Origin of the sequence: Nocardia seriolae NBRC 15557 (genome assembly GCF_007990715.1) — a bacterium.
Lineage (GTDB): Bacteria > Actinomycetota > Actinomycetes > Mycobacteriales > Mycobacteriaceae > Nocardia > Nocardia seriolae.
The window spans coordinates 1-25082 of sequence record NZ_BJWY01000093.1; the positions used below are offsets into that span (position 1 = coordinate 1).

Consider the following 25082-nt stretch of genomic DNA (forward strand, 5'->3'; position numbering starts at 1 on the left):
CGAGTGATTCACGCAGTGCGGTCAAATCCGCGCCCCCTTGGCCAGGTTGCAACGGCGGCACAGGATCTGCAGATTGTCGACGCTGCTCGCGCCGCCCCGGCTCCACGGGATGACGTGGTCGAATTCGAGGTACTCCTGGGCCCCGCACTCGACACATTTTCCGGCGTCCCGCTGCCAGACCTGATTCTTCACATGGTTCGGAATCGCACGCGAGTCCCGATCACCGGGCGCGAGGATCTGCCGGTTGGCGATGCGCACCGCGCCCTCCAGGACGGCGGCGACGTACTCGGGGTCGGGCACCCGGTAGGTGCCGCCGCCCCGCGCGGTCGTCGCCTGGATGACCACCGTGTCGTACTCGGGCCGGATGGAACCGATCTTGCTCCAGGCCAGTTCCGTGCCCGCGCCCACTCCGATGAAGCGCAGCTTCTTGCTGCTTCCGATCAGACGCCCGTCGTTGTACTTCGGACCGCTGGCCAGGTGCCTGATCTGGACCGCTCCGACGTCCACATGCAGTAGTTCGCCCGACTCCAGGTGTAGATCCGGACGATCGATCCGCGGGAGTTCCCCGGTCCGCACCTGGGTGAGCGCGCGACCGCGCAGCATCCGCTGCCGCAGCTGTTCGATGAGCGAGCCCATGGCGGAGAGATCGGCGGCGGCGTGCAGCGCGGCCACGGTCGCCTCGAAATCGTCCAGCTCCTGCTGTTCGATCTCGTTGTCGGCGAAAGCGAATGTCACCGTGCGCTCGAGGTGCGCCATGGCCAGCGGCGGCAGTACCGCCCGGCCGGTGGATTCGCCGATCATGTGATACCGCAACATGATCCAGAGATCGTCCCAGCGCGGCCCATGTGGCCCGGTCGCGCTCAGCACCTGCCACACCTGGCCACGCCAGTTCTCCAGCGCCGCGGCGACATCCCGCTCGCACCATCGGCACGGCGTCGGCGCACCGAATCGAGGCACCGACCTCGGACGGCCGCAGCGTCCGCAGATCGCCGGATCATGCTGGGGATACTGCTTCCGGCGATCCTCCGTCCAGGCTGTCCCGTTCCACCATTGCAGGTGCGTCGGATCTTCCGGCGCTTCGTACCAGCCCGCGGCCACCCCGGGTGCCCGGTCCGGGGGCGAGGTCACCGGCTCGTCGTCCACCGAAACCCCGAATTCCTCTGCCAGCCCGCGCAATCCACTCGACCAGCCCTGTCCGACGGCACGGAATTTCCAGGTGTCGGCGCGGCGGTAGAACTCGCCGAACACCATGGCCTGCACGGCTTCCCGGCTCGATACACGGTAGCCGAACAACCGGCCGCTCGAACCTCGAACGCTGAGCGTCAGCGCTGGAACATCCTGAAATGAACCCGCCGACACGGACCCCGTGATCACGATCCGATCCACACCGGGATCGATCGCGTTCAGGTTCACCGCCAGACCGGCCCGCCCGGGCGCGACCTGCTCCAAGACAACAGCGCCGGACGGATGGCGGGGTGCGTTGAAGAATACGAAATCGTCGTCGGATCGGATCTTCCCCGTCGGCGCGAGCAGCAACGCGTGCGGGTCGACTTCCAGGTCGCCGTCCCACTCCACTTCGAGCGATACCGCCGACGCGGCCACGAGCGCATTCTCACCACGCGCCAACTCCGCGACCCAGACCCCGTTCCTCGTGCACAGTCGATTCCGAGATACGCACCGCGCCAGGAACATTGGAAATGACCCACCCGAGCTCAGTTGCGGCCCTCGGCGAGACACACTACCCACCGGCACCGACAGCGATCGCAGATCGTGCGGATCGACCGCCGCCGGTTACGTTGAATGCCAGTCGGTTTCGAGATCAGGGGAACAGCTTCACCGGATTCACGATGTCGGCTACCAGCGTGAGGATCATGTACGCGCCACCCAGGACCACGACGACGTAGGTGGCGGGCAGCAGTTTGAGGTAGTCGACGGGGGCGCCGTCGGGGAGGCCCTTGCGGTTGCGGAAGAGGTTGCGGAGCTTTTCGTAGATGACCACCGCCATGTGGCCGCCGTCGAGGGGGAGCAGCGGGAGCAGGTTGAAGGCGCCCAGGAAGAAGTTCAGGCTGGCCAGGGTCAGGATGAACATGGACCAGAGGCCGTGCTCGGCGGTTTCGCCGCCGATCTTGCTGGCGCCGTAGACCGAGACGGGGGTTTCCGGGTCGCGGATGCCGCCGGTGACGGCGTGCCAGAGGTCGACGACCTTGGAGGGCATCTGGGCCAGGGATTCGACGGTGCGGACGGCGATCTGGCCGGTGAAGGCGGCCGAGGCGGGGATGGCGGAGAGGATGTTGTACTGGACGGGGCCGTAGAAGTCCTGGCCGACACCGACCTTGGCGACCGTTTTGGGGGTGCCGTTCTTCTCCGGGTAGACCGTGGCCAGCTGCGGGGTGACCTGGACGTCGAAGGTCCTGCCGTCGCGTTCGACGGTGTAGGCGAAGGTGCCGGTCTGCTTCTCGGTCTGGGCGCGGAAGTCGTTCCAGGTCTTGATCGGAACGCCGTTGACCGCGGTCACCTTGTCGCCGCGCCGCAGGCCCGCCTGCTGGGCGGGGCCCTCGCCGGTGCAGGGCAGCGCCTTCTGGTCGGGGCTCATATTGGCCACGCAGCTCATATTGCCGAGCTGGGTGGCGGGCGGCTGGTCGAATCGGGGCAGGCCCCAGCCCACCGCGAGCACCACGATCAGCAGGTAGCCGATGAGGAAGTTCATCAGGATGCCGCCGGACATGACCAGCAGCCGCTTCCAGGTGGCCTGCCGGTACATGGCCCGGTCCAGATCCTCGGGTTCCAGCTCGTCGAGGGCGGTCATGCCCGCGATATCGCAGAAACCGCCCAGCGGCAGCGCCTTGAGACCGTATTCGGTCTCACCGCGCCGCCACGAGAACACCTTGGGGCCGAAACCGATGAAGTAGCGCCGCACCTTCATGCCGGTGGCCTGCGCGGTCCACATGTGACCGCATTCGTGCAGGGCGACCGAGGCCGTGATCCCGAGGGCGAACAGTGCGAAGCCGATCGCGTAGACCATCCGGTTCCGAGCCCTCCTGCTGTCAGCCGCGCACGATCGTGCGTGCGGTGTCACGCGCCCACGTATCGGCCGCGAGCACCTCGTCCAAGCTACCGGGTTCGGCGGCCCAGCGGTCGGCGGACTCCACGACCCGCGTCACCGTGCGCACGATATCGGGAAAACGGATGAGCCCGTCGAGGAATGCCTGCACCGCGATCTCATTGGCGGCGTTGTAGACCGCGGTCACGCAGCCACCGACCTTGCCCGCGCTGCGGGCCAGCTCGACGGCCGGGAACACCGCATTGTCGACCGGCTCGAAGGTCCAGGTGGAAGCGGTGGAGAAGTCGCAGGCGGCGGCCGCGCCCGGCACCCGGTCCGGCCAGCCCAGGGCCAGCGCGATGGGCAGCTTCATGTCGGGCGGGCTGGCCTGGGCCAGGGTCGAGCCGTCGGTGAAGGTGACCATGGAATGCACGATGGACTGCGGGTGCACGGTGACGTCGATGTCGTCGTAGCCGACCCCGAACAGCAGGTGCGTTTCGATCAGCTCGAGGCCCTTGTTCACCAGCGACGCCGAATTCAGCGTGTTCATCGGACCCATGGACCAGGTCGGATGCGTCTTGGCCTCGGCCGGATTCACCGACTCCAGCATCTCGGTGGTCCAGCCCCGGAACGGCCCGCCCGAGGCGGTCAGCACCAGCTTGGCCACCTCCTCCGCGCGCCCGCCGCGCAGGCACTGCGCCAGCGCCGAATGCTCGGAGTCCACCGGCACGATCTGCCCCGGCCTGGCCGCCCGCGTCACCAGCGAGCCGCCCGCGACCAGAGATTCCTTGTTGGCCAGGGCAAGTCGCCGCCCCGATTCCAGGGTGGCCAGCGTCGGCTCCAGTCCGAGCGACCCGACCAGCGCGTTGAGCACCACGTCGGCGTCGGTGCGACGCACCAGCTCGGTCACCGCGTCCGGACCCGACAGCGCCACACCCAGTTTCGCCGCCGCGGCCCGGTCGGCCACCGCCACGTTGCCGGTTCCGGTCGCCGCGATCTGGGCCGCCAGCAGCTCCGTGTTTCCCCCGCGCGCCGCGAGACCCACCACTTCGAAACGGTCGGGATTCTCGGCGATCACCTCCAGCGCCTGCGTACCAATCGACCCGGTGCTGCCCAGCAGCAGAACTCTCACAACGTCGGACACGCGCCTATTGTCTCCTGCCCCCTGCTGGCTACGACGCTGGGTCGTATGTCACGATATTGCCCAGCAATCGATTCGAGCCGTAAAGGAGCCAAAGTGGCCGCCACGGAACTGGAACCCGCGCACCCGAAGGATGTCGTGACCAAGGTCGACACCGCCGAGGTTCCGTCCGCCGCGTGGGGCTGGAGCGGTGAATCGCGCCGGACCGCCCGCGCCGCCGGCTGGGTCGTCGTCGTGATCCTGCTGTCCATGCTGTTCGAGAACCAGCAGGGCAGCTCGTCGGGCACCGGCAATGTCGGTTACTACTTCCTGATCGCGTTCGCGGCCGGGCTCGCGCTCATCCTGATTCGCGACTCCATCCTGTCGCGTCGACCGCGCTAGCTCGCTGACGCGGATTCCCCGTCCGCGGACGCGGAATCCCTTGCCCCACCGACACGTTCGGTGGGGCAATTCGGGTTTTGTCGGTGGTGTACGGCACACTCGCAGGCGTCCAACGCAGTACGAGTAACCGGAGACACCATGCGCAAGATCCTGCCGTCCGCCCTGCTGGCCGTGGCCGCCACCGCCGCCCTGCTGGTCCTGCCGGCCGGCGCCGCCCAGGCGCACGCCTGCAGCACCGCGGTCGATCTGATCAACGCGGCCATCGAGCAGTACCCGAACGGCATCGACAACGACGGCCAGAAGGCGTTGGCGGCCAAGCTGCTCGCCATCGGCGCCAATGGCGCGGACAAGGCGACCATCGCGGCCTTCGCCACCGCCCTCATCGATGACAATGTCACCGACCTGAGCGACGCCATCGACGCGTTCAACGCCTCCTGCGCGTAATCACCGCCTCCCGGTAACACCTGACCGGGACGGCACAGACGAATTCGGGCCGGATCGCCCCCTGCGATCCGGCCCGAATTGTGTTCTCACACAGCGCCTCCCGCACGGGTGCCAGCGGTGGTCGTGCGATTCCGACTAGGCGGTCGGCGCGTTCAAACGGTTGAACATGCCGATGCCGATGACGACGGCGGCGACGCCACCGGTCAGCACCAGACCGGCCGCGGCGCCCAGCGGGATGCCGATGCCGGCGCCCATGATGCAGCCGCCGATCCAGCCCGGGAGCAGCACCGGGGTGCCCAGGAACGCGCCCAGGGCGCAGCCGCCGATGCCGCCGATGAGGGTGCCGATCAGGGTGCCCATGCCGGTGGCGATACCGAATTGGGAGGAGGCGGCGGACCAGGCGGCGTCCTGGTCGGCCTGGCTGGCGACGTCGTGCAGCAGCGGCGCCGGGGTGGCGGCGGCCGGGTCCATGTTCGGGGTGAAAGTGGCGGTATTGCCGTCGATCTGGGCGGCGACCGGGTGGGCCAGGCCATCCATCTGGAACGACAGCGGGAACGAGGTCACCAGACCACCGTCGTTGTCACGCACCTCGAACTGGCCGGCCTGCGTGTCGAGCGAACCCAGGTCGGTCTTCAGAACGACCGACGCGCCTTCGATCTTCGCGTCCCAGTGGATGGCGGACGCATCCGCGGGGGCCGCCGGGGTGATGTCGGCGTAGGCGGTGCCGGCGGAGATGCCGAGGGCCGCGATGGCCAGGGCCGAGGTGACGGCAAACTTCTTGTAACGCATCAGATCTCGTCGCTTTCTTGAACGGGCGCTTCCCTCTTGGGAGCGAGGTCCTCATCAGGCACCCGAGACAAGATAAGCGAGCAAATGTTGCTTCAATGTTGCCAAACCGTAGCGAAAACGCTTCCACAAGTATGTTTTGCGTAAATAGCGCATTCGCGCTGTTTGTTACCTGTGACTTGAGCAATCATCTGGTTTATTTGTGACCCCTGATACGCGAGAAAGGTCCGCTCGACCCCTCGATGGAGAGCGGACCTTTTCGCGCGAATATCCGGTTACTGCTCGGCCGGATTGTTGATGCGATTGAAGAAGACGATGCCGACGACGATCGCGGCGGGCACACCGACCAGCACCAGACCGGCGGCAGCGCCCAGGCTGATGCCGACCGCGGCACCGGCCAGGCAGCCACCGATCCAGCCGGGCACCAGACCCGGGGTGCCGACCAGGGCGCCGACGACACAGCCGAGCGAGCCGCCGATGACGGTGCCGACCAGGGTGCCGATGGCGGTGGCGAGACCGAACTGGGTGGCCGCGGCACCGAGGGCGTCGTCGAAGTTCTTCTGCTTGTCGCTGGTCACGTCGTGCAGCGGCAGGTCGGTCGGGCGCGCGGAGGCGGGGTTGGTGTCGGGCACCAGGGTGGCGCGCAGCCCCTCGACGGTGGCCTGGATCGGGTGATCGAGATCGTCGAGGGTGTAGGACAGCGGGACCGCGGTGACCACATTGCCACCGTTGTCACGGACCTGGAGTCGGCCGTTGTCGGTGCTGAGCGAGCCCTGGTCGATATCGACCACGACGGCATTGCCGTCGACCTTGGCGTTCCAGTGGATGCCGGGGGCGACCTGGTTGATGCCCTGGTTCACACCGTCGAGCAGGTTGGGAATGACCGGAACGGGAGCCGGGGCCGGGGCGGGATCCGCGTAGGCGACACCGGCGGTGACGCCGAGGGACGCGATGACCAAAGCCGAAGTGGCGGCAAGTTTGCCGAACTGCATGACGCTTGCTTTCTTACGGGGGTTGACCTTCCTCTGGGTGCTTCCCGAGAGCGAAGTGGACGAGGTTCGGGCGTCCTAGTCAAGTGTCCAGTAAGAACTGGCTGAGAAATAGCTACAAATGTCCTTTGATAGCAAAACTCACTAACTGCCGGAAGCGTGAGGCCCGCCACCGACCTGCGGTTTCACCGCCGGAAGCGCGCCCTGAGCTGGGGGTCGTTCTCCCACCAGAGACCGGTCGACACCGGTTCCTCGTCCTCCTCGCCCCGGGCGGTCGCGCGCGGCGTCTGCTCGCGCGCGACCCGCTCGGCCTCGGCGGCATCGAGTTCGGCGTCCAGCTCGCCGGCCTTGCGCTTCTCGTCCGCGGCGAAGGCGCGCATGACGACCAGCGAGTAGATGAGCCCGAGCAGGTCGCCGAGCAGCCAGAGGATGCCCGCGCCGATGGTCTGGTCCAGGCGCGCGTCCGGGCCCCAGCTGCGGCCGAGCGAGGCGTAGTAGCCGGTGGCGATGAGCGGGCCCAGCCACAGCACGATGCCGAGAATGCCGTCGGCGAGGGATTCGGCGATGGTGATGAGCAGCGACAGGCCCTGGGTGAAGTGCTTGGCCACCGGGTCCACCTGCAGCCGCGAGTAGAAATACAGGAAACCCATGGCCACCACCAGGATCCGGGTGATCGCGTCGACGCCGCCGTGCCGCAGCACCGCCTCGTACCAGGGCGTCAGGAACAGCGCCCAGGGCAGCAACAGGATCAGCATGGCCCCGGTGGCCGGATGGGTGAGCAGTCGCGCGGCACCGCCGGAGAGCGCGGCGTCCAGGCGTTCCCGGCCCGCCGGGCCCAGCGCCGCGCGCAGGACCGTGAACGGTGCGCCCGCCGCGATCGCGAACGGCACCACGTACAGCAGCAACAGCACCTGTAGCGCGCGCACCCAGAACAGCGTGCCGGAGTAGACGCCGATCCAGCCGAGGCCGGAATACAGCCACACGCCGAGCCCGGCCACCGCGAAGCACACGGCCCGCCCGATCGAAAGCCGTTCGCCGCGTTGGCGTCCCTTGATGAAGCAGATCGCGTACGCGACCCCGAGCAGCGCTGTGACCAGCACAGTCGAGGTGTCCCACCGCCAGTCGCTCACCAAACTGCCCGGATGCAGCGGTGTTTCGATGCCAATCACGGCGTCAAGTATGCGCCGGGCCCAGCGCGATGTGCGGGTCGGTGGAGCGATACGGCTCGGCGTTCGGGCCGGTGGCGAAGCCGCGCAGCACGGTGGCGATGGCGTGGCGGATGGCGGCCTCGCGTTCGGCCTCCTCGGCGTCGGCCAGTGGGGCGTCGATGATGAGGGTGGCCAGCCCGTGCACGGTCGCCCAGGCGGTGAACTCCGCGCCCGGGCGCTGGCGCGGATCCATGAAGCCCACCGCGACCAGTGCGTCCAGGCCGCGGCCGATGAGCAGGAAGATGGGGTCCTCGCGCACGTCCTTCTGCACGTCGATATCGCTGCCGCAGAAGGCCGTTCGGAACAGTCCGCGCTCGCGGTCGACGTATTCGATGTAGGCGCGTCCGGCGGTGGCCAGCCGGGCAATGGCGGTGGCGGTCGGATCGGCTTGTTCGGGAACCTTTTTCATCGCACCGTCGAGGGCCTCGAAGAGCGCGGCGGCCGCCTGGTCGTGGACCGCGGCGAGCAGTTCCTCGTGGCCGTTGAAGTGCCGGTAGGCGGCGGTGGCGGTGACGCCGACCGCGCGGGCGGCGGCACGGACGGTGACCGCGGCGGGGCCGCCGATCTCGGCCAGCTGCGCGGAGGCGCGGACGAGCGCATTGCGCAGGTCCCCGTGGTGGTAGGGGGCCTCGCGAACAGGTCGCGGAGCTGCATCGCCGGTGACGTCCACGACATTGATGTTAACACCCGTACAGATTCGATGGCAAGTTAACACCCATAAAGTTCACGCCCGTCAACATTGCCGTCACGGTGGGCGGGCTGCTGACGGTGGCCGCCGCGGCCCCGGTGTCCTCGACCGCCCTCACCCTGGCGCTCATGCTCGGCCTGGCGGTCGGCATCGACTATGCGCTGTTCATCCTGTCGCGGCACCGATCGCAGCTGGCGAAGGGATTGTCGCCGCACGAGTCCGTGGTGTCTGCCAACCGAACCGCCGGCAGCGCAGTCGTTTTCGCCGGAACGACGGTGATCATCGCGCTGGCCGCGCTGAGCGTCATCGGCATTCCGTTCCTGACCGTCATGGGCCTGGCCGCCTCGGGCGCGGTCCTGGTCGCGGTGCTGGTGGCCCTGACGCTACTGCCCGCACTGGCCGGATTCGCCGGATCCCGCCTGGCCCCGCGCCCGGGTTCACGCGCACATCGGCGAGTGACGGCATCCGGCGCGGGCAGTGTCACCACTTCCAGCGTGGACGGTGCCGACGCAGCGGGCCTGGAGAGCATGGGTGCGCGCTGGGCGCGGCTGGTCACCGCGCGGCCGGTGGTGACCGTGCTGGCGGTGGCCGGGGCGCTGGCGGTGCTGGCGATTCCGACCGCGTCGATGCGAATGGCCCTGCCCGACAACGGGTCCGCGGCCGTCGGGTCCGGGCAGCGGCAGGCCTACGACACCATTGCCGAGCGGTTCGGTCCGGGTTTCAACGGGCCGCTGGTGGTGGTCGTCGACTCCGGCGGGGACGCGAAAGCGCCCGCGCTGGTGGCGGAGACGGTCCGCACGCTGCCGAATGTCGCCTATGTCGCACCGCCGCAGCCGACCCAGCGGGCCGGGCAGTCGCTGATCATGGTCGTTCCGAAGACCGCGCCGGAGTCCGGGCAGACCGCCGAGCTGGTGCACGCCATTCGCGATCGGGTGCCCGCCGCCGTCCCCGCTGCCGAGGTGGCGGTGACCGGCGACACCGCGGTCACCATCGATGTCTCGCAACGCCTTTCCGCGTCGCTGCTGCCGTTCCTCGCCATCGTGGTCGGTCTGAGCCTGGTGCTGCTGGTGGTGGTGTTCCGCTCGATCGCGGTGCCGGTGAAGGCGGCGCTGAGCTTCCTGCTGTCGGTCGCGGCCGCGCTGGGCACGACGGTGGCGGTGTTCCAATGGGGTTGGGCCGCGGAACTGTTCGGTGTCGCGAAGGTCGGCCCGATGGTGAGCTTCCTGCCGATCATCCTGGTGGGCGTGCTGTTCGGGCTGGCCATGGACTACGAGGTGTTTCTGGTCTCCGGCATTCGCGAGCAGTGGCTGCACGACGGTGACGCGCAGGCGGCGATCGTCGAGGGCACCCGTCACAATGCCCGGGTGGTGACCGCGGCGGCGACCATCATGGTGGTGGTCTTCGCCTCGTTCGTACCGACCGACGACGCCATGATCAAACCGATCGCGTTCGCCTTGGCGGTGGGTGTGCTGGTGGACGCGTTCGCGGTGCGCCTGACCCTGGTCCCGGCGGTGCTGGCGCTGCTGGGCCGGGCCGCGTGGTGGCTGCCGCGCCGCCTGGACCGGGTGCTGCCGACGCTGAATATCGAAGGGGACGAACTCAGTCCGCCTCGTGTGCCGCCTCGTACTGCTCCTCGAACACCTGCTCGCGACGGCGTTCCCGTAGCTTCCACACGATGAGCGCGAGGACGACGAGGGCCGCGACGGCGATGGCCAGCTCGCGGCCGACCGTCTTGGCCACCGCCTCGTAGGACTGCCCGGCCAGATAGCCGAGCACCACGAACGCTGTGCCCCAGACGATTCCGCCGATGGCATTGAAGAGCAGGAAGCGGCGGTAGGGCATGCCGGAGGTGCCCGCCAGCGCGGGCATCATGGCCCGGAAGAAGGCGGTGAACCGGCCCAGGAACACCGCCCAGCCGCCGCGCTCGGCCAGATAGCCCTGCGCCTGTTCGATGCGGCCGCGATGGCGGTCCAGCATTCTCACGCCCAGCAGCCGCGGCCCGACCCGCTTGCCGACCTCGTATCCCACACTGTCACCGACGATTGCGGCGGCCACGACCAGCACGATCATCACACCGAGCACGACGTGCCCCTGACTGGCGGCCACCCCGCCGAGCACCGCCGCCGTCTCACCGGGCACCACGAACCCGACGAAGATCGCGTCCTCGACGAACACCAGCAGGGTGACGACGAGATACACCCAGACCGGGGCGATATCGAGGATGCGGTGCAGCAGCGAGTTCATGCCCGCAACGGTACCCAGGCCGCGGGACTCAGGTCGCCCGATCCCGCTCCGGCCGCCGCCGCAGCAGCAGCCCGCACAGGCCCAGCGCGCAGCCGATCGCGATGGCGGTCGCCGCCCAGCCCGGTTTGAAGGAGGTGAAATCGGTGACCACACAGGGATTCTCGTGATCGGCCAGCAGGCATTGGCCGCGGCGGGCCCAGTCGCGCAGCGCGAGCACCGGTGAGGGCACATAGATCAGCGCGATGCCGAGGACCCGGGTGGAACCGTAGCGCGGGCCGACCGCGCCGAAACAGTAACCGGCGGCCAGGCACAGCAGCGCGTGCCCGGCCGCGATGACCGGGCCCGCGCCCCCGGCCGCGACCATCAGCACCGAGAACACCGACAAACCGACGAGAACGACCGCGGCGACCCGCTCCCCCGGCCAGCGCGTGCCCGCCAGCAGCCCGATCACCACCAGCGCCAGCAGCCCGGGCATCGCCCAGATGGGCAGTCGCACCGAGAGAATGGCGGCGCCCGCGGCGGCCAGCGCCACCGCGAGCAGCACTTGCGCGCCGTCGCGACCGGGCAGCATCAGGGCGGCGAGGATCGCGGCCACGACCGTCAGCGCGGTGATCGCCGCGAGGTGGAGCAGGCTGTCGCCGTGCCGGGCCAGCACACTCGAACCGAACAGGCTGACCCCGATCATGAGCGCGCCCGCGATGATGGGCACGATCGGCAGCTGGATCGAATACGGTTCGGCCGGTTGTGAACCCGGCTCCCGCAGGAACCGCAGCCCGATCAGGATCAGGCCGAGCGTGATGAGCCAGAGCGACGGTATGTCCAGGGCGGGCCAGTTCTGCGGGAAATGCTGGTCGTCGGGCAGGGTCCGGGTCTCGGGCACCACCTGCCCGAACGCGACCCCGGCGACGGCGCCCAGCAGCCACGCCAAAGCCGTCCAGGCGTAACGGGATTCGACATGCGAGCGGGAGAACACCGCGGCGCCGGTGCCGCCGAAGATCAGGCCGCCGGCAATGGAATCCAGGAAGTTCAGCGTCGCCAGCGAGGTGCCGAGCACGGCGTGCCGCCCGAGCAGTTGGTTCACGAACAGCAGGGCCGCCCCGCCCAGCGCGACACCCCACCGCAGGCTCTGCCCGCCCAGCGCCGTGGACAGCACCGCCGCCACCACCGCGATCAACGCCCCGGCCGCGATCGCCTGCGGCAGGCTGAAGACCAGCAGGTCCAGGTGCACTGCCGAACTGCGTGAGGTCCACGCGAAGTCGATCGGCACCATGAGCGAGAGCCCCGCGATCATTGCCGCGAGAAACGCGGTGAGCGCCTCCATCGCCTCCCCAAGCCACCGGATCGTCATCGATGCCCGCGTGGCAGCGATCCGAGAACTCGCTGATCTGCACCCATTTCGCCAGGGTAGCAATGGAACAGCTACCCATTCGGGAGGCTGTCTGTCCTGCACCCGAACATCCGATCGTCGCAGCCGCCGCCGACCGGCATCAGCCCTCGGTCAGGAAGGCGTCCAGGACCTTTGCGGTGGCCTCGGCCGGAATGCCGTGGTCGACGCCGCCGGGGACCGCGACATAGCGGGCGTCGGGGAGCCGGGCGGGCAGCGCCTCGGAGGCGGAACGGACCCCGGGCCAGGACTCGGGGCTGCTGAGGACCAGGGCCGGAATGGTCAATTCGGCCATGGCCGGGGTCGGGAGATTGGGCGGGCGGCAGATGGCCGCGTCGTAGACCACGGTCTGCGCGATGGCCTCCAGGCGCGGCCACAGTGGGGACTGTCTGACCTGCGCGATCAATTCCGCTGGGAGACCGATGCCTTCGAGCTGCATCAGTTCCACGGCCGCGCCGCGCTCACCGCGCGCGATCAGATCGGCGAGGCGTTCGGGCAGTCGCTGCGGAGTGTGGCCGGACAGGCCCGCCAGCGCGAAGGGCGGCTCGTACAGGGCCAGCCGGGTGATGCGCGAGCCCGCGACGGCGGCCCGCAGGGCGAGGATCGCGCCGGAGGAGAATCCGAAAACCGCTGCGCTGCCCCCGATATCGGCGAGCACGGCGTCGAGGTCCTCGATCTCTCGCCGGGGGTCGTAGCCGGCGGCGTCGGCCGGTGCGATGGCGTCGGTGCTCGCGCCGCGCCCGCGCCGGTCGGGGCGGATCACGGTGTAGCGGTCCCGCAGTTGTTCGGCCAGGGGCGCGCAGGTGTCGCTGTCGTTGAAGGCTCCCGGCAGGAACACGATGGCCGGGCCGTTCCCGGCGCGGTGGTAGGCGATGGTGGTGCCATCGGCGGATGTCACGGTGTGCATGTTGTTCTCCGTCGTTCGGGGCTCGATACCTGATCGACGAACGGGAATCGCGGTGTTGGACACCCGGGCATAGTGGTGTCCATCCCGGTTCCGGTTGTTCGTCGTACCGGTGAAAGGAGACGACCATGCGATACCTCTTGCTGATCAGCGCCGACGAGACCCGGGTCGAGGACCTGGTGTCCGAGGACGGCCTGCGCGATTTCCGGACCTGGATGGACGAACTGCTGGCCCGCGGCGTGCTCACCGCCCACGAGGGCCTGCATCCCAGTCACACCGCCACCACGGTCCGGGTGTGCGGGGACGAGGTGCTGCTGACCGACGGCCCGTTCCTGGAGGCCAAGGATCAGATCGGCGGCTTCGCCCTGATCGAGGTGGGCGATCTGGACGAGGCCATCGAGATCGCGGCCCGGCATCCGGCCAGTCGCTTCGGGCAGATCGAGATTCGCCCGGTTCTCACCGCATGACCGCGGTCGAGGAGGCCGTCACCGCGGCGTTCCGCACCGAGTGGGGGCGGCTGGTGGCCGCCCTCATCGGCGGGCTGGGCGACTGGGACCTGGCCGAGGAGTGCGCGCAGGAGGCGTTCGCGCTGGCCTGGCGCACCTGGCCGCGCGACGGACTGCCGGATCGGCCGGGCGCGTGGCTGCTCACCGCGGCCCGCCGCCGCGCCGTGGACCGGCTGCGCCGCGAGCGGGTCGGGGCACAGAAGTTGCGGGCGCTGGCCGCCCTCGATATCCCGGAGACCGGAGATACCGTGTCCGACAACAGCATTCCCGATGACCGGCTGCGGCTCATCTTCACCTGCTGCCATCCGGCGCTGGCCTTCGAGGCCCAGGTGGCGCTGGCGCTGCGCACGCTGACCGGGCTGAGCACCGCCGAAATCGCCCGCGCCTTCGGGGTTCCCGAGCCCACCATGGCCAAGCGGCTGGTACGGGCCAAGCAGAAGATCCGCGACGCGGGCATCCCGTACCGGGTGCCGCCCGCGCATCTGCTGCCCGAGCGCACGCGGGCGGTGCTGGGGGTGATATATCTGCTGTTCAACGAGGGGTACGTGGCCAGCGCCGGGCCGCGATTGCAGCGGGCCGACCTGGCCGCCGAGGCGCAGCGGCTGGCGGCGCTGGTGGTCGAACTCATGCCCGACGATCCGGAGGCGGGCGGGCTCAATGCCCTGGTGCTGCTGCAACAGTCGCGGGCGGACACCCGTGCCGCGGCCGACGGGACGCTGATTCCGCTCGAGGAACAGGACCGCACCCGCTGGGATCGCCCGTTGATCGCCGCGGGGCTGGCCGAGCTGCGGCGCACCGCGCGACGGGATCGGCTGGGGCCGTATCAGTTACAGGCGATGATCGCCGCCTGCCATGTCACCGCGGAGCGCCCCGAGCACACCGACTGGGCGCGCATCACCGAGTTGTACGAAGCGCTGATGGTCCAGATCCCCTCGCCCACGGTGGCTTTGAATCGGGCCATCGCGGTGGCCATGCGGTCCGGGCCCGAGGCGGGGTTGCGACTGCTGGACGAGCTGGCCGCCGCGGGCGCGGACCGGGGCCACCTGTTCGCCGCCACCCGTGCCGACCTGCTGCGCCGCCTCGGCCGGAACCGTTCGGCGGCAGCGCAGTACCGGGCCGCGCTCGAGCTCACCGCGAACGCCGGGGAACGCGCCTACCTCACCCGCCGTCTGGACGAGGTTGTTCGATCGGAAAAATGATGGGACTCAACAGGTATTGATCGCGCCCGGGCGCGGCCCGGTTGGCCAGGCGCGGGACGATCACCGCACGCAATTCGGCGATCATCTGCTCGAGTTCGCCGCGATCCAGCCACACCGCGTGCTGGCGGAAGCCGACCAGATCGGCTGCCGGATCGGCCTTTTCACCGTCGAGGTAGGCGTTGAACTCCGCGATCAGCACGGCCATGGCGACCGAGAAGACCGAGCGGTAGCGGTCGGCGGGCAGGTCGGCGGCGGCCTCGGCGGGAATGGCCGCCCGGTCCTGGCGCAGCCGGTAGTGCCGCTCCACCGCGCCGCGCACCCGCCGCTCCTGCGCGACCTCCAGAATGCCCGCGGCGGTGAGCGCGTCGACGTGCCGGTACACCGTCGCCTTCGAGGTTTCGGGCAGCCGGTCGCACAGTTCGCCGGTGGTCAGGGTCCGGTCTCCGCGCAGTGCGTGCACGATGCGCAGGCGCGCCGGATGCGCCAGCAGCTCGAAGGTTTCCACTACCCAACCTTCTCATATACTGCTACCTTTCTCAATTGTACGAATGATTGCACTGATTGAGAAAGGTGCGGCGGCATGACCGTTGACCTCGATTCCACGACCGTGGCCACCACCGTGGCCGAACTGCTGCGCGAGGAACGCTTCGACGAGCTCGCGAAACTTTTCGCTCCCCGATTGGCGGCCGCGGTGTCCGCCGATACCGTGCGGGTCGGCTGGACCGGCGAGACAGCCAAGATCGGTGCGGTGCGGGACATCGGCCCGCCGGTTGCCGGGCCCGCGAAGGACGGACTGGCGACGGTGCGAGTCGCCGTCACCTGCGAGCGCGGCGGGCTGGTGGTGCATCTGGCGGTGGACGCCGACGGCGCGCTGCACGGGCTGCGGCTGGCCGCGCCCGAGGAATCCGGCTGGACCCCACCGGATTACGCCGCACCACGGCTGTTCACCGAACGCGACATCACGCTCGGTGCCGGGGGCACGGCGGTCGGCGGCACCTTGACCGTGCCCAGGGGCCGGGGTCCATGGCCCGCCGTCGTTCTCGTCGCCTCCGGAGCCGTGGACCGTGACCTCACCACCGGCCCGAACAAACCCTTCAAGGATCTGGCCTGGGGATTGGCAGGTAAGGGCGTCGCGGTACTGCGTTTCGACAAACTGACCCACGCGCACAGCGGATTCGAGAGCGCACCGGGTTTCACCATGGTCGAGGAGTACCTCCCGCACGCCCGCGCGGCGGTGGAGCTGCTGAGCCGGGTGCCCGGGGTCGATGCGTCACGGATCCACGTGGTCGGCCACAGCGGCGGCGGCAAGGCGGCCCCGCGCATCGCGGCCGCCGATCCGGCCGTCGCGGGCATCGCCATCCTGGCGGGCGACACCGTCCCGCTCCCCCGTTCCATTCTGCGCGCCCTGCACCACATCGCCGCGGTCCAGCCCGAGGAGGATGTGACCGAGGTCCTGGAGTCCACCCGCCGCCAGGTGGCCGCCACCGAAAGCCCCACGCTCGCACCGCAAACCCCCACCACCGGCCTGCTGTTCAACTGGCCCGCCTCCTACTGGCTGGACCTGCGCGACTACGACCCGGTCGCCACCGCGGCGGCACTGCACCGGCCGATCCTCATCGTCCAGGGCGGCCGCGACTACCAGGTCACCGCCGACGGGGATCTGCCGCTGTGGGAATCGGGCCTGGCCGGACTCCCCGATATCACCGTCAAGGTGCACCCTGCCCTGGACCACTTGCTCTTCGCCGGTACCGGCCCCTCCACCCCGGCCTCCTATTTCGAGCCGCAGCACGTGGATTCGGCCGTGATCACCGATATCGCCGACTGGCTCGGTGCCGAACCGGTCCGGCCACGCCCGCGCGATCGGCTGGCGATTGCCTGGAACCGCTTGCGTGGCAGCGACACTGACGGAGCCATCGAGTCCATCGTTCCCGTCGGTTAGCCCGGAGCCCGTCGGTCAGCGGGCGGCAAACGGGCGGCGCAGCAGGAGCAGCGGGCGGCCGGTCGAGACGATCCAGTGCTCGAAGAGGTTGAGCCCGGCCACGATCGCGGCCGCCAGGCCCAGCACGGCGAGCTGCGGCAGCAGCGGCGCGGCGAGGGCGAGGGCGGCCAGCACCAGGGCGGTGATCAGGCGGCCCAGGGTGGCCGCGCCGAACATGCGCCAGCGGGTGAACAGGAAGGTGGTCACGAACAGTGTCGCGCCCAGCGGCAGCAGGTATCCGGTCGCGCCGTGCGCCACCGCGGTCGGATGCTCGACCAGGGTGCGCGCGCCCACCGCCACCAGCACCAGGCCGATGATCAGCAGCATGTGCCCGTAGCTCAGCACATCCCGCACCACCGTGCCGCGAATCTGATTGGTGCGCAGCGAGTGCTCGACCGCGGAGAAGCCGAACGCGAAGTACAGCCACCAGAGTCCGCAGCCGAGCAGGAAGACCAGCACGACGGCGATCCACGCCGCCACGCCCAGATGCGCTTCCGCCGCTTCGGTACCCACCGAGACCAGGGTCTCGCCGAGCGCGATGATGACGAAGGTGGCGAACCGCTCGGGCAGGTGGGTGGCCCCGAAGTTCACGCTCCGCAGCCGCCGGGCCAGCAGCGCCGGACCCCCGAAGGCCAGCGCCACCGCGATGACCCACAGCCCGTTGCGATTTGCGCCCTCCGGCACCAGCGCGGCCAGCACCAGCAGCACCGCCGCGAACACGGTGACGGTGAACGGATTCACCCAGTTCCCGAACGCCCCCGCCTGCGCGAACGCCTGCTTGCGCCGCATCTCGGCCCACAGCAGCACCCGCAACACCAGATGCGCCACCGCCAGTATCAGCGGTAGCGCGCGCCCACTGAACGCGTGCGGCGCGGCGATCGCGAAGACGAACATGCACAACCCGCAGGCGAACAGAAATATCCGCTGCCGGTTCGAGTCCTCCACCCCGTGCACCGCCAACGTGGTCCCCACCCACGACCACCACATGATCCCCAGCAACAGAACCGTCTGCCCGACGGCCCCCCAGCTCTGCCCCGCGAACGCCACATGCGCCGCCTGCGTCACCGCGAACACCAGCACCAGATCGAAGAACAACTCGGCCCAACTGGCCCGCTCATGCGCCTCGTGAAGAGGTTCCGTCACACCCGTAATTCCCTGCCTAGCTCAACATCCAGCGCGTTCACTCTAACCGCGCACGGCCCGCACCCGTCCCACGAACAGTGCTGCCGTCAGCGAACAAGACTGCCCTCCGGCGAACAAGGCAGCTCGCGTCCGCCCGGGGACGGGCTTGTCCCCACGCCCGGGCTGCCCAGTGACGCTCAGCACGGCGGCGCAGGCGGATCGGAGCAGCCGACCCAGGTGGCCATGGCCGCCGGGGAGTGCGCGCCCACCGCTCCCTGGCGTTGCCGCCATCCCGGCTCAGATGGTGTGGGCGTCGACGAGGGATTGGAGGAAGGCGGCGGGGACATCGGGCCATTCGGGGCGCCAGTGGCCGGATTGCTGGTCGGCATGGAGGGCGGCGAGGGTGGCTACCACGTGGGGGCCGCCGTCGAGGATGTAGCGGATCGAACCGTATTCGGCGCATTGGGCGGTGACGGTGGCGAGCAGGGATTTGGCGGCGTCGGTGCGGCCGGTGGCGGCCAGGCAGGCGATGAGCAGGCGGCGGGCCTTGAGGAGTTCGCGGGGGCGGTGGACGGATTCGAGGCGGTCCATCCACATTGTCGTCATCGCTGTCCACGGTCAGCCACGCCACCGAGCCGCCCGCCGCCGTCACCGCGGCACACCACTGCGCGGCCAGGGTGGTCTTGCCGAAACCGGTGGGGCCGTGGATGACCGCGAGCCGGCGATGGCTGGCCGAGCGCAGGGCGTCGAGCAGGCGCGGACGCTCCACCAGCGCGCGGGTCAGGGTGGGCGGACGCAGCCGCGTCGCGGGCACCGGCGGGGTGGCGGTGGTGCCGCGGGTGCGGCGGCGACCCGACGGCGAGGCGGCCACCCCGCTCGGGGTGACCCGGCCCGGCCCGGTGACGACTCCCGATCCGGTGACGACGCCGTCGGTTTCCCGGGCGGGCAGCGGAATCGCCATCTCGTCCGGCGGGAGCCCATGGCGCAGTTGAATCTCGCGCAGCGCCGACCCGAATTCCGCCGCGGACTTCGGCCGGTCTCCGCGGTCGCGCGCCATGGCGGATTCGATCACCGCGGTCAACTCCGGCGGCAGCCCGGACCCGGCCAGATCCGGCATCGGCTGCTTGGTGATCCGCACGAACTGCGCGACCAGCTGCTCCCCGCTGCGCCGCTCGAAGACCGCGTGCCCGGTGCCCGCGCAGAACAGCGTCGCGGCCAGCCCGTACACATCGGCCGTCACATCCGGGGCCTGCCCCTGCAGCACCTCCGGCGCGGTGTAGGCGGGCGAGCCGGTCACCGTCCCGGCCGCGGTCTCGAAACCCCCTGCCAGCCGGGCGATTCCGAAGTCGGCAAGCTGCGGCTCACCGTACTCGGTCAGCAGGATGTGGCCCGGCTTCACATCCCGGTGCAGCAGCCCCCGCCGATGCGCGGTCTCCAGCGCGCCCGCCAGCTTCACCCCGAAGTGCAGCAGGTCTTGCCACCCCACCGGCCCGCGCTCCTGGTCCGCGCGTCCAGCGACCCGTGCGAGTGATACGGCATCACGATGAACGGCCGTCCCGCATCGGTGGACCCGACCTCGAACACGGTCACGATATTCGGATGCCCGCTGAGCTTGCCCATGGCGAGCTGCTCGCGGACGAACCGCTCCAGACCGTCGGACTCCAGATCGGCGGTGAGCACCTTGATGGCCACGGTCCGCTCCAGCGCGGGCTGCGCACACCGATACACCACCCCGAACCCACCAGGCCCGATCTCGGCCGGTTCCCCGAAACCGGCCGCCTCGAGCTCCGCCGCGAACCCGGTGGTCACATCGCGGCGCGTAGCAAATGAATCGATCTGCCCCACAGCGACCCCGATACGAAAACGAGCCTTCCTCCCCGAGCATAAGCCGACCGGGGCGTCCGCGCGGGGTACCCGGGCGGTCCCGCCGATCTTCGCACCCCCCGGGTCAGCGCGACCGGAAGAACTCCTCGGAGCCGGGGTCGAGGGGATAGAAGAGTTCGATGCGCAATTCCTCGAGGGTGATGTCGATGGCGGCGTCGAAGCGGGCGGCCAGCAGTCCGGTGCGGACCAGGTGAGCGCCGATCCGGAAGGTGGGGTGGGCGACCAGGCCGTCCGGATCGCGGTCGGGGGCGGGGAGATCGTCGAGCATGGTGTCGAGGCGGCCGATCAGGCCGGGCAGGCGGTCGTCCAGGGGTGCGCGGGCCAGCTGTGCGCGCAGGCGGGCGCGGGCGACCCAGGCGACTTCGCGCCAATCGGCCGCCGCGCCCGGGGCGGTGCTGTCGGCGATGTAGCGGTCGATCATGTTCGTGCCCACCGGATCCTGTCCGAACAGCCGCGCGCAACTGCGGTTGGTGGCGACCACCGTGCCGTAGGCGTCCACCACCAGCGCGGGGAACGGTTCGTGGGCGCGCAGCAGCCGGTCGATGGCGGTCGTGAACGGGTGCCAGCGCGGATCGTGCACCGGCACATCGGGATACGCGGGCGCGAACCCCGCCGCCTGGAGCAGCTGATTCCGGTCGGGCAACCCCAGATCCAGCGCGTCGATCACCCGCACCACCAGCTCCCGCTCCGGATGCGCCCGCCCGCTCTCGATCAGCGACAACTGCCGGGCCGCCACCCCGATCCGCCCGGCCAATTCCACCTGACTGACATGCCGAATCCGCCGCCACTGCCGCAGCCGCTCCCCGAACGACTCCGCATCCGGGACCCCCGCAATCGATCCCATGCTCCGCAACCTTGCCAGACCCCAACCCCGCCCACCCCGCACTCGGCGAATCGCCAAGCCCCCGAGCGATTTTCCGGCACCCCGCACGGACCGTCGCAGGTGTCGGACCTATTCGAGAATGCCGGTGGGCCGGTCGATTCCGGCGAGATCGCACAGCGCGAAGTAGGCGTCCTGGATGGTCGTGGAGTCGACGACGCCGGTGACATTGCCGTCGGCGTCGAGGTCGACGAACGCGCCCTCGACGATGAACAGCACGTCGGAATCGGCTGCGACGGTGAGGGTGTGGGTGGATCCGGCTGGCTCGTGGATGAACGTGCCCGCGGTGTAGTGGATGCCCTGTTCGGCGTAGTACCAGTCGCCGGCGAAGGTGTAGGCGTTCACCGCGCCGGTGTGCTTGTGCGTGGGCAGGGCGAACCCGGCCTTGAAACGATTGCGCAGCACGAAACCCGAGGGCGAGACGCGCAGCAGTTGCAGGCCGACGTCACCGGCCCACACCCAGGGGATATCGGCTTCGTTGACGTGCCCGACGAGCGGTTGTCGCAGCATGAAGCAAACGCTAGGTCAATAACCTTGGCGGCGAAGCGAATCCGGCAAGTCGAGACCGTGGCGTTTCGCACTCGCGACGGAGGCGACCGCAGCGCCGATCGCCTCCCGTCCCACGCGCGGCCGGTCAGCGCCGCCGGGCGTAATCGCCGGCCGCCGCCCAGTCGATGAGCACGCACGGCTCATCGCCGAGCACCCACGCGTCGTGCCCGGGCGGGCAGACCATGAAATCACCCGCGCCGACCTCGCCCGCGGACCCGTCATCCATCACGATGCGCATCCGCCCGGACACGCAATACCCGACATGCGACGCCTGGCAACTATCGGTGCCCGCAATGGGTTTGACGTGCGTGGACCACCGCCACCCGGGCATGAACACCCCACGCCCGACCGACCCCGACCCCGACCCCGACCCCGACCCCGACCCCGACCCCGACCCCGACCCCGACCCATCCTGCACCACCTCGAACCGGCCACTGCCCGACTCGAACTGCCGTGTCTCATCGGGTGAATCGAAACTCCGGACCCGCAGACTCAACCCGTCATGCGGCAGCATGTCGTCCTCACGGACCAGGTCGAGATTGCGGAACACCGCCGGCCCATCGCAGAGCGCGGCCATCGATTCGGCGAACCCGCTGGTCTCGGGCAACGCCGAATTGGCCATCGCCTCCTCATAGGACGGAAACTCCACGATCTGCAGATACGTATTGTCCCGATCCCGATCCCGGGTCTCCATTGCATGCGTGGCGGCCCGCTTCCCCTGCGTAGCCACCAGCCACTCGTCCAACTTCTCATTGAATTCATCGAGTCGCGTAGTCGTGAACTCGATTGTCTGCACAAATTTGGTCATGGCCATCACCTCGATCGAGAACCCGACCCACCCCTGACGCTACGCGCCGGCAACCCCTACGCATACCGCCAATTCGGTCGACAGACGGCTGCCGTCGGGTTTCGGCAGTAGCCGTCAGCCCTCGGCGGCGAGCTGGCCGCAGGCGGCGGCGATCTCCTGGCCGCGGGTGTCGCGGACGGTGCACGTGACGCCCTGGGCCTGGACGCGGCGGACGAATTCGTCCTGAACGGGCTTGGGGCTGGCATCCCACTTGCTGCCCGGGGTCGGGTTCAGGGGGATGAGGTTGACGTGGACCAGGGGGCCCAGGGCCTTGTGGAGCTTCTTGCCGAGCAGGTCGGCGCGCCAGGGGTGGTCGTTGATGTCGCGGATCAGGGCGTATTCGATGGAGACTCGGCGGCCGGACTTATCGGCGTAATAGCGTGCGGCGTCGAGGACTTCGGCTACCGGCCAGCGATTGTTGACCGGCACCAAGGTGTCTCGGAGTTCGTCGTCCGGGGTGTGCAGGGAGACAGCCAATCTCACCGACATGTTCTCGTCGGCGAGCTTGCGGATCGCGGGGGCCAGGCCGACGGTGGAGACCGTCACCGAGCGCTGGGAGATGCCGAAGCCCTCCGGGGACGGAGAAGTGATGCGGCGCACGGCGTTCACTACGCGCTTGTAGTTGGCCAGGGGCTCGCCCATGCCCATGAAGACGATGTTGGACAGGCGGCCGGGGCCACCCGCGACCTCGCCGTCGCGCAGGGCGGCCGCGGCGGCGCGGACCTGGTCGACGATTTCGGCGGTGGACAGGTTGCGGTTGAGGCCGCCCTGGCCGGTGGCGCAGAAGGGGCAGGCCATGCCGCACCCGGCCTGGGAGGAGATGCACAGCGTGTTGCGGTCGGGGTAGCGCATGAGGACCGACTCGAGCAGGGTGCCGTCATTGGCGCGCCACAGCGACTTGCGGGTGGTGCCGTCGTCACACTCGATGTGGCGGATCTCGGTGAGCAGCCGCGGGAACAGCGCCTCGGCGACCTTGGCGCGCATGGCCTCGGGCAGGTCGGTCATCTGGTCCGGGTCGGCGACCAGACGGCCGTAGTACTGGCGGGCGATCTGATCGGCACGGAACTTCGGCAACCCGAGCTCCTCGACCACCGCCTTGCGCTCCTGCGAATCGAGGTCGGCGAGATGCCGCGGCGGCATGCCGCGACGAGGGGCGTCGAAAACGAGGGGCAAGGGGGTAGTCATAACCGGTCCAGTGTACGCATCGGCATTTTCCCGGCTCTCACCTGGGCGGGGCGGCGGTACCCTCACCCGGTGACCGAACCGGATCCGCAGTTGGACGAACTCGCGGAGCAGACCGCTCTCCTCCGGGGAATTTACGGGGAGATGGACTTCGCCGACGTGAATCAGCAGCTGGACCGGCTCATTGCCGGGCTCGACGAAATGGGTCGCGAGCTGGACGACGCGCTGAGCAGGATTCGCGAGGCGCAACAGCAGCTCGGCGAACCTCCGGCAGACACGACATAGCGCAGATGCCGCGCGATATCCGGGCATCTGCCATAGCAATCAGCAATGATCGAGCTATGACAACCGCCGTGCCAGATTCCGGGGCGGAACCGACCCCGAGCAAGAGCAATTCGAAGCACAAGGGCCAGGGCGTGCTCAAGACCCGCGCCGGTTACGCCTGGATCGGCCTGGTCATCGCCGCCATTCTCGGCATCATGGTGCTGGTCTTCATCCTCCAGAACCTGGAGCAGGTCAACGTGACCGCCTTCGCCTGGGATTGGAATCTGCCCCTGGGCGTACTCGTGCTGCTGTCGGTGATCGCGGGCGCGCTGTTCACCGCCCTCGTCGGCGGCTACCGCATCCTGCAACTGCGGCGCGCCGCCAAGAAGGTCAAGTAGTCCCCCGCCCGCGTCAGAGCAGCGCGGTCAGCACCAGCCAGGCCACGAACGCGGACGGCAGCATGGAGTCCAGCCGATCCATGATGCCGCCGTGTCCGGGCAGCAGCGTGCCCATGTCCTTGATGCCCAGCTCCCGCTTGATCTGCGATTCGATGAGATCGCCGCTGGTGGCCACCAGCACCAGGCCCGCGCCCAGCAGCACGCCGATCATCGAATTCGCCTGCAGCAGCAGCGTCACCGTGAGCAGGCCGCCGATCACGCAGAACACCAGCGACCCGGTGAAGCCCTCCCAGGATTTCTTGGGACTGATGTGCGGGACCATCGGATGCTTGCCGAACAGCACCCCGGCCACATACCCGCCCACATCGGAGCAGACCACCAGGATCATGAAGGTCAGCACCCGCAGGTTGCCGTCGTGCTGCTGTAGCAGCAGCACCGCGAACGACGCCAGCAGCGGCACCCAGGCCAGCACGAACACCGAGATCGCGGTGTCGCGCAGGTAGTTTCGCGGCGTGGCCGTCAGGCCGTGGTCGAACAGTCGCCACACCATCAGGGTCAGCGCCGTCGCGCCGAACGCGCCCAGTACCCCCTGCGGCCCGACCGGCCAGGCCAGCCACACCACGGCCTGCCCGCCGACCAGCAGCGGAATCCGCGGCACCAGCACATCGGCCTCGCGCAGCCGCTTGGTCACCTCCCAGGTGGCCACCGCGACCGCCACCGCGATCACGCCGACCAACACCTTGGGCGCCCACAGCAGAATCGCGATGAGGGACAACCCCAGCCCGAATCCGACCCCCAGCGCGGCCGGCAGATTGCGGCCCGCCTTCGACGCGGGCGCCTGGCCGTTCACCGACCCGGCCGGATCACCGGCCACCGCCGAATCACCGGCCGCCACAGCCGAACCGCCGGTCGTCCCGGCCACGTCATCCCTCGACCCGGCCGCGCCCGCCGAACCCACCGTCGGCGCGGTGGCTTCCTCCGGCATCTCGCCGGTGGCGGCAGTCTCTTCGGCCACGATTGTCCCGTCGCTCACTTGTCGTCCGTTCGTCCCTACCCCCGGCCGA

At 69.3% G+C, this 25082-nt stretch carries 26 protein-coding genes and 1 pseudogene; 8 read left to right on the top strand and 19 right to left on the bottom strand.

The annotated features are described in order from the left end of the window. Nucleotides 1-21: 21 nt before the first annotated feature. The 3 genes from NS2_RS24760 to dxr all read right to left on the bottom strand — a co-directional run bounded on the left by NS2_RS24760 (nt 22) and on the right by dxr (nt 4184). Nucleotides 22-1692: a TerD family protein gene (locus NS2_RS24760; protein ID WP_081985687.1), complete on the bottom strand. Its 1671-nt coding sequence runs from the start codon at nt 1690-1692 to the stop codon at nt 22-24. A 127-nt stretch (nt 1693-1819) separates the two neighbouring features. Further along, the gene (locus NS2_RS24765) at nt 1820-3022 is read right to left on the bottom strand and encodes a M50 family metallopeptidase (protein WP_033086141.1); all 1203 of its coding nucleotides are present in this window, start codon (nt 3020-3022) and stop codon (nt 1820-1822) included. A 22-nt stretch (nt 3023-3044) separates the two neighbouring features. Further along, nucleotides 3045-4184 carry a 1-deoxy-D-xylulose-5-phosphate reductoisomerase gene (dxr, locus tag NS2_RS24770; RefSeq protein WP_033086140.1) on the bottom strand — a complete coding sequence of 380 codons (1140 nt, stop codon included), beginning with the start codon at nt 4182-4184 and terminating at the stop codon, nt 3045-3047. A 93-nt stretch (nt 4185-4277) separates the two neighbouring features. Here dxr and NS2_RS24775 point away from each other — a divergent pair, with 93 nt between their 5' ends. After that, nucleotides 4278-4562, top strand: a complete 285-nt coding sequence (locus NS2_RS24775; protein WP_033086139.1) for a DUF2631 domain-containing protein — start codon at nt 4278-4280, stop codon at nt 4560-4562. A 138-nt stretch (nt 4563-4700) separates the two neighbouring features. Further along, complete coding sequence (locus NS2_RS24780) at nt 4701-5006, top strand: hypothetical protein (RefSeq protein WP_033086138.1); 306 nt, start codon at nt 4701-4703, stop codon at nt 5004-5006. A 135-nt stretch (nt 5007-5141) separates the two neighbouring features. On the opposite strand, the gene NS2_RS24785 is transcribed toward NS2_RS24780, so the two are convergent. The 4 genes from NS2_RS24785 to NS2_RS24800 form a co-directional block, all read right to left on the bottom strand. After that, nucleotides 5142-5795 (bottom strand): DUF8020 domain-containing protein, encoded by a 654-nt coding sequence (locus NS2_RS24785; protein ID WP_033086137.1) that lies wholly within the window; start codon nt 5793-5795, stop codon nt 5142-5144. 272 nt (nt 5796-6067) lie between these two features. Beyond that, nucleotides 6068-6784, bottom strand: coding sequence for a DUF8020 domain-containing protein (locus tag NS2_RS24790; protein WP_052086047.1), 717 nt, complete (start codon nt 6782-6784; stop codon nt 6068-6070). A gap of 182 nt (nt 6785-6966) precedes the next feature. After that, complete coding sequence (locus tag NS2_RS24795) at nt 6967-7950, bottom strand: cytochrome c oxidase assembly protein (protein WP_052086046.1); 984 nt, start codon at nt 7948-7950, stop codon at nt 6967-6969. 4 nt (nt 7951-7954) lie between these two features. Further along, nucleotides 7955-8659: a TetR-like C-terminal domain-containing protein gene (locus NS2_RS24800; RefSeq protein ID WP_052086045.1), complete on the bottom strand. Its 705-nt coding sequence runs from the start codon at nt 8657-8659 to the stop codon at nt 7955-7957. An 80-nt stretch (nt 8660-8739) separates the two neighbouring features. Here NS2_RS24800 and NS2_RS24805 point away from each other — a divergent pair, with 80 nt between their 5' ends. Continuing rightward, nucleotides 8740-10356, top strand: coding sequence for an MMPL family transporter (locus NS2_RS24805; RefSeq protein ID WP_052086044.1), 1617 nt, complete (start codon nt 8740-8742; stop codon nt 10354-10356). On the opposite strand, the gene NS2_RS24810 is transcribed toward NS2_RS24805, so the two are convergent. From NS2_RS24810 to NS2_RS24820, 3 genes are all read right to left on the bottom strand, one after another. After that, a complete protein-coding gene (locus tag NS2_RS24810; protein ID WP_033086136.1) occupies nt 10277-10921 on the bottom strand; it encodes a DedA family protein in 645 nt (214 codons plus the stop codon). The genes NS2_RS24805 and NS2_RS24810 overlap by 80 nt on opposite strands. Before the next feature lie 28 nt (nt 10922-10949). Further along, nucleotides 10950-12269 carry a hypothetical protein gene (locus NS2_RS24815; protein WP_147207296.1) on the bottom strand — a complete coding sequence of 440 codons (1320 nt, stop codon included), beginning with the start codon at nt 12267-12269 and terminating at the stop codon, nt 10950-10952. A 139-nt stretch (nt 12270-12408) separates the two neighbouring features. Beyond that, complete coding sequence (locus NS2_RS24820; RefSeq protein WP_200885907.1) at nt 12409-13203, bottom strand: alpha/beta fold hydrolase; 795 nt, start codon at nt 13201-13203, stop codon at nt 12409-12411. A gap of 134 nt (nt 13204-13337) precedes the next feature. Between NS2_RS24820 and NS2_RS24825 the strand changes: the two genes are divergently transcribed. Further along, entirely contained in the window at nt 13338-13676 is a 339-nt protein-coding gene (locus NS2_RS24825) for a YciI family protein (protein ID WP_033086133.1), read from the top strand. Beyond that, complete coding sequence (locus NS2_RS24830) at nt 13673-14914, top strand: RNA polymerase sigma factor (RefSeq protein WP_033086132.1); 1242 nt, start codon at nt 13673-13675, stop codon at nt 14912-14914. The genes NS2_RS24825 and NS2_RS24830 overlap by 4 nt, the downstream gene beginning before the upstream one ends. On the opposite strand, the gene NS2_RS24835 is transcribed toward NS2_RS24830, so the two are convergent. Then, nucleotides 14874-15419 carry a helix-turn-helix domain-containing protein gene (locus tag NS2_RS24835; protein WP_033086131.1) on the bottom strand — a complete coding sequence of 182 codons (546 nt, stop codon included), beginning with the start codon at nt 15417-15419 and terminating at the stop codon, nt 14874-14876. The genes NS2_RS24830 and NS2_RS24835 overlap by 41 nt on opposite strands. A gap of 75 nt (nt 15420-15494) precedes the next feature. Between NS2_RS24835 and NS2_RS24840 the strand changes: the two genes are divergently transcribed. Next, a complete protein-coding gene (locus tag NS2_RS24840; protein ID WP_063864934.1) occupies nt 15495-16853 on the top strand; it encodes an alpha/beta hydrolase in 1359 nt (452 codons plus the stop codon). Nucleotides 16854-16868: 15 nt separating this feature from the next. Here NS2_RS24840 and NS2_RS24845 read toward each other — a convergent pair whose 3' ends face one another. The 7 genes and pseudogenes from NS2_RS24845 to rlmN all read right to left on the bottom strand — a co-directional run bounded on the left by NS2_RS24845 (nt 16869) and on the right by rlmN (nt 23359). Beyond that, on the bottom strand, nt 16869-18035 hold the full coding sequence (locus NS2_RS24845) for a low temperature requirement protein A (protein ID WP_033086130.1): 1167 nt from the start codon (nt 18033-18035) through the stop codon (nt 16869-16871). A gap of 276 nt (nt 18036-18311) precedes the next feature. Further along, nucleotides 18312-18620, bottom strand: coding sequence for a hypothetical protein (locus NS2_RS37805; protein WP_162483911.1), 309 nt, complete (start codon nt 18618-18620; stop codon nt 18312-18314). Continuing rightward, nucleotides 18607-19859 (bottom strand): annotated as a pseudogene (locus NS2_RS24850) (serine/threonine-protein kinase); the annotation flags it as partial. The pseudogene NS2_RS24850 and the gene NS2_RS37805, both read right to left, overlap by 14 nt. Nucleotides 19860-19962: 103 nt before the next feature. Further along, complete coding sequence (locus tag NS2_RS24855; RefSeq protein ID WP_071811714.1) at nt 19963-20742, bottom strand: helix-turn-helix domain-containing protein; 780 nt, start codon at nt 20740-20742, stop codon at nt 19963-19965. 108 nt (nt 20743-20850) lie between these two features. Further along, nucleotides 20851-21288, bottom strand: coding sequence for a 2,4'-dihydroxyacetophenone dioxygenase family protein (locus tag NS2_RS24860; protein WP_033086129.1), 438 nt, complete (start codon nt 21286-21288; stop codon nt 20851-20853). A 124-nt stretch (nt 21289-21412) separates the two neighbouring features. Continuing rightward, a complete protein-coding gene (locus tag NS2_RS37810) occupies nt 21413-22135 on the bottom strand; it encodes a cupin domain-containing protein (protein WP_235263942.1) in 723 nt (240 codons plus the stop codon). Between the two features lie 114 nt (nt 22136-22249). Further along, on the bottom strand, nt 22250-23359 hold the full coding sequence (gene rlmN, locus NS2_RS24875; RefSeq protein ID WP_033086128.1) for a dual-specificity RNA methyltransferase RlmN: 1110 nt from the start codon (nt 23357-23359) through the stop codon (nt 22250-22252). A gap of 69 nt (nt 23360-23428) precedes the next feature. On the opposite strand from rlmN, the gene NS2_RS24880 reads away from it, so the two are divergent. Both NS2_RS24880 and NS2_RS24885 read left to right on the top strand, forming a co-directional pair. Then, the gene (locus NS2_RS24880) at nt 23429-23641 is read left to right on the top strand and encodes a hypothetical protein (RefSeq protein ID WP_145961803.1); all 213 of its coding nucleotides are present in this window, start codon (nt 23429-23431) and stop codon (nt 23639-23641) included. 56 nt (nt 23642-23697) lie between these two features. After that, nucleotides 23698-24018: a LapA family protein gene (locus NS2_RS24885; protein WP_033086126.1), complete on the top strand. Its 321-nt coding sequence runs from the start codon at nt 23698-23700 to the stop codon at nt 24016-24018. Nucleotides 24019-24031: 13 nt separating this feature from the next. Here the strand turns inward: NS2_RS24885 and NS2_RS24890 are convergent, their stop codons facing one another. Next, complete coding sequence (locus NS2_RS24890) at nt 24032-25003, bottom strand: phosphatidate cytidylyltransferase (RefSeq protein WP_081985690.1); 972 nt, start codon at nt 25001-25003, stop codon at nt 24032-24034. Nucleotides 25004-25082 lie beyond the last annotated feature (79 nt).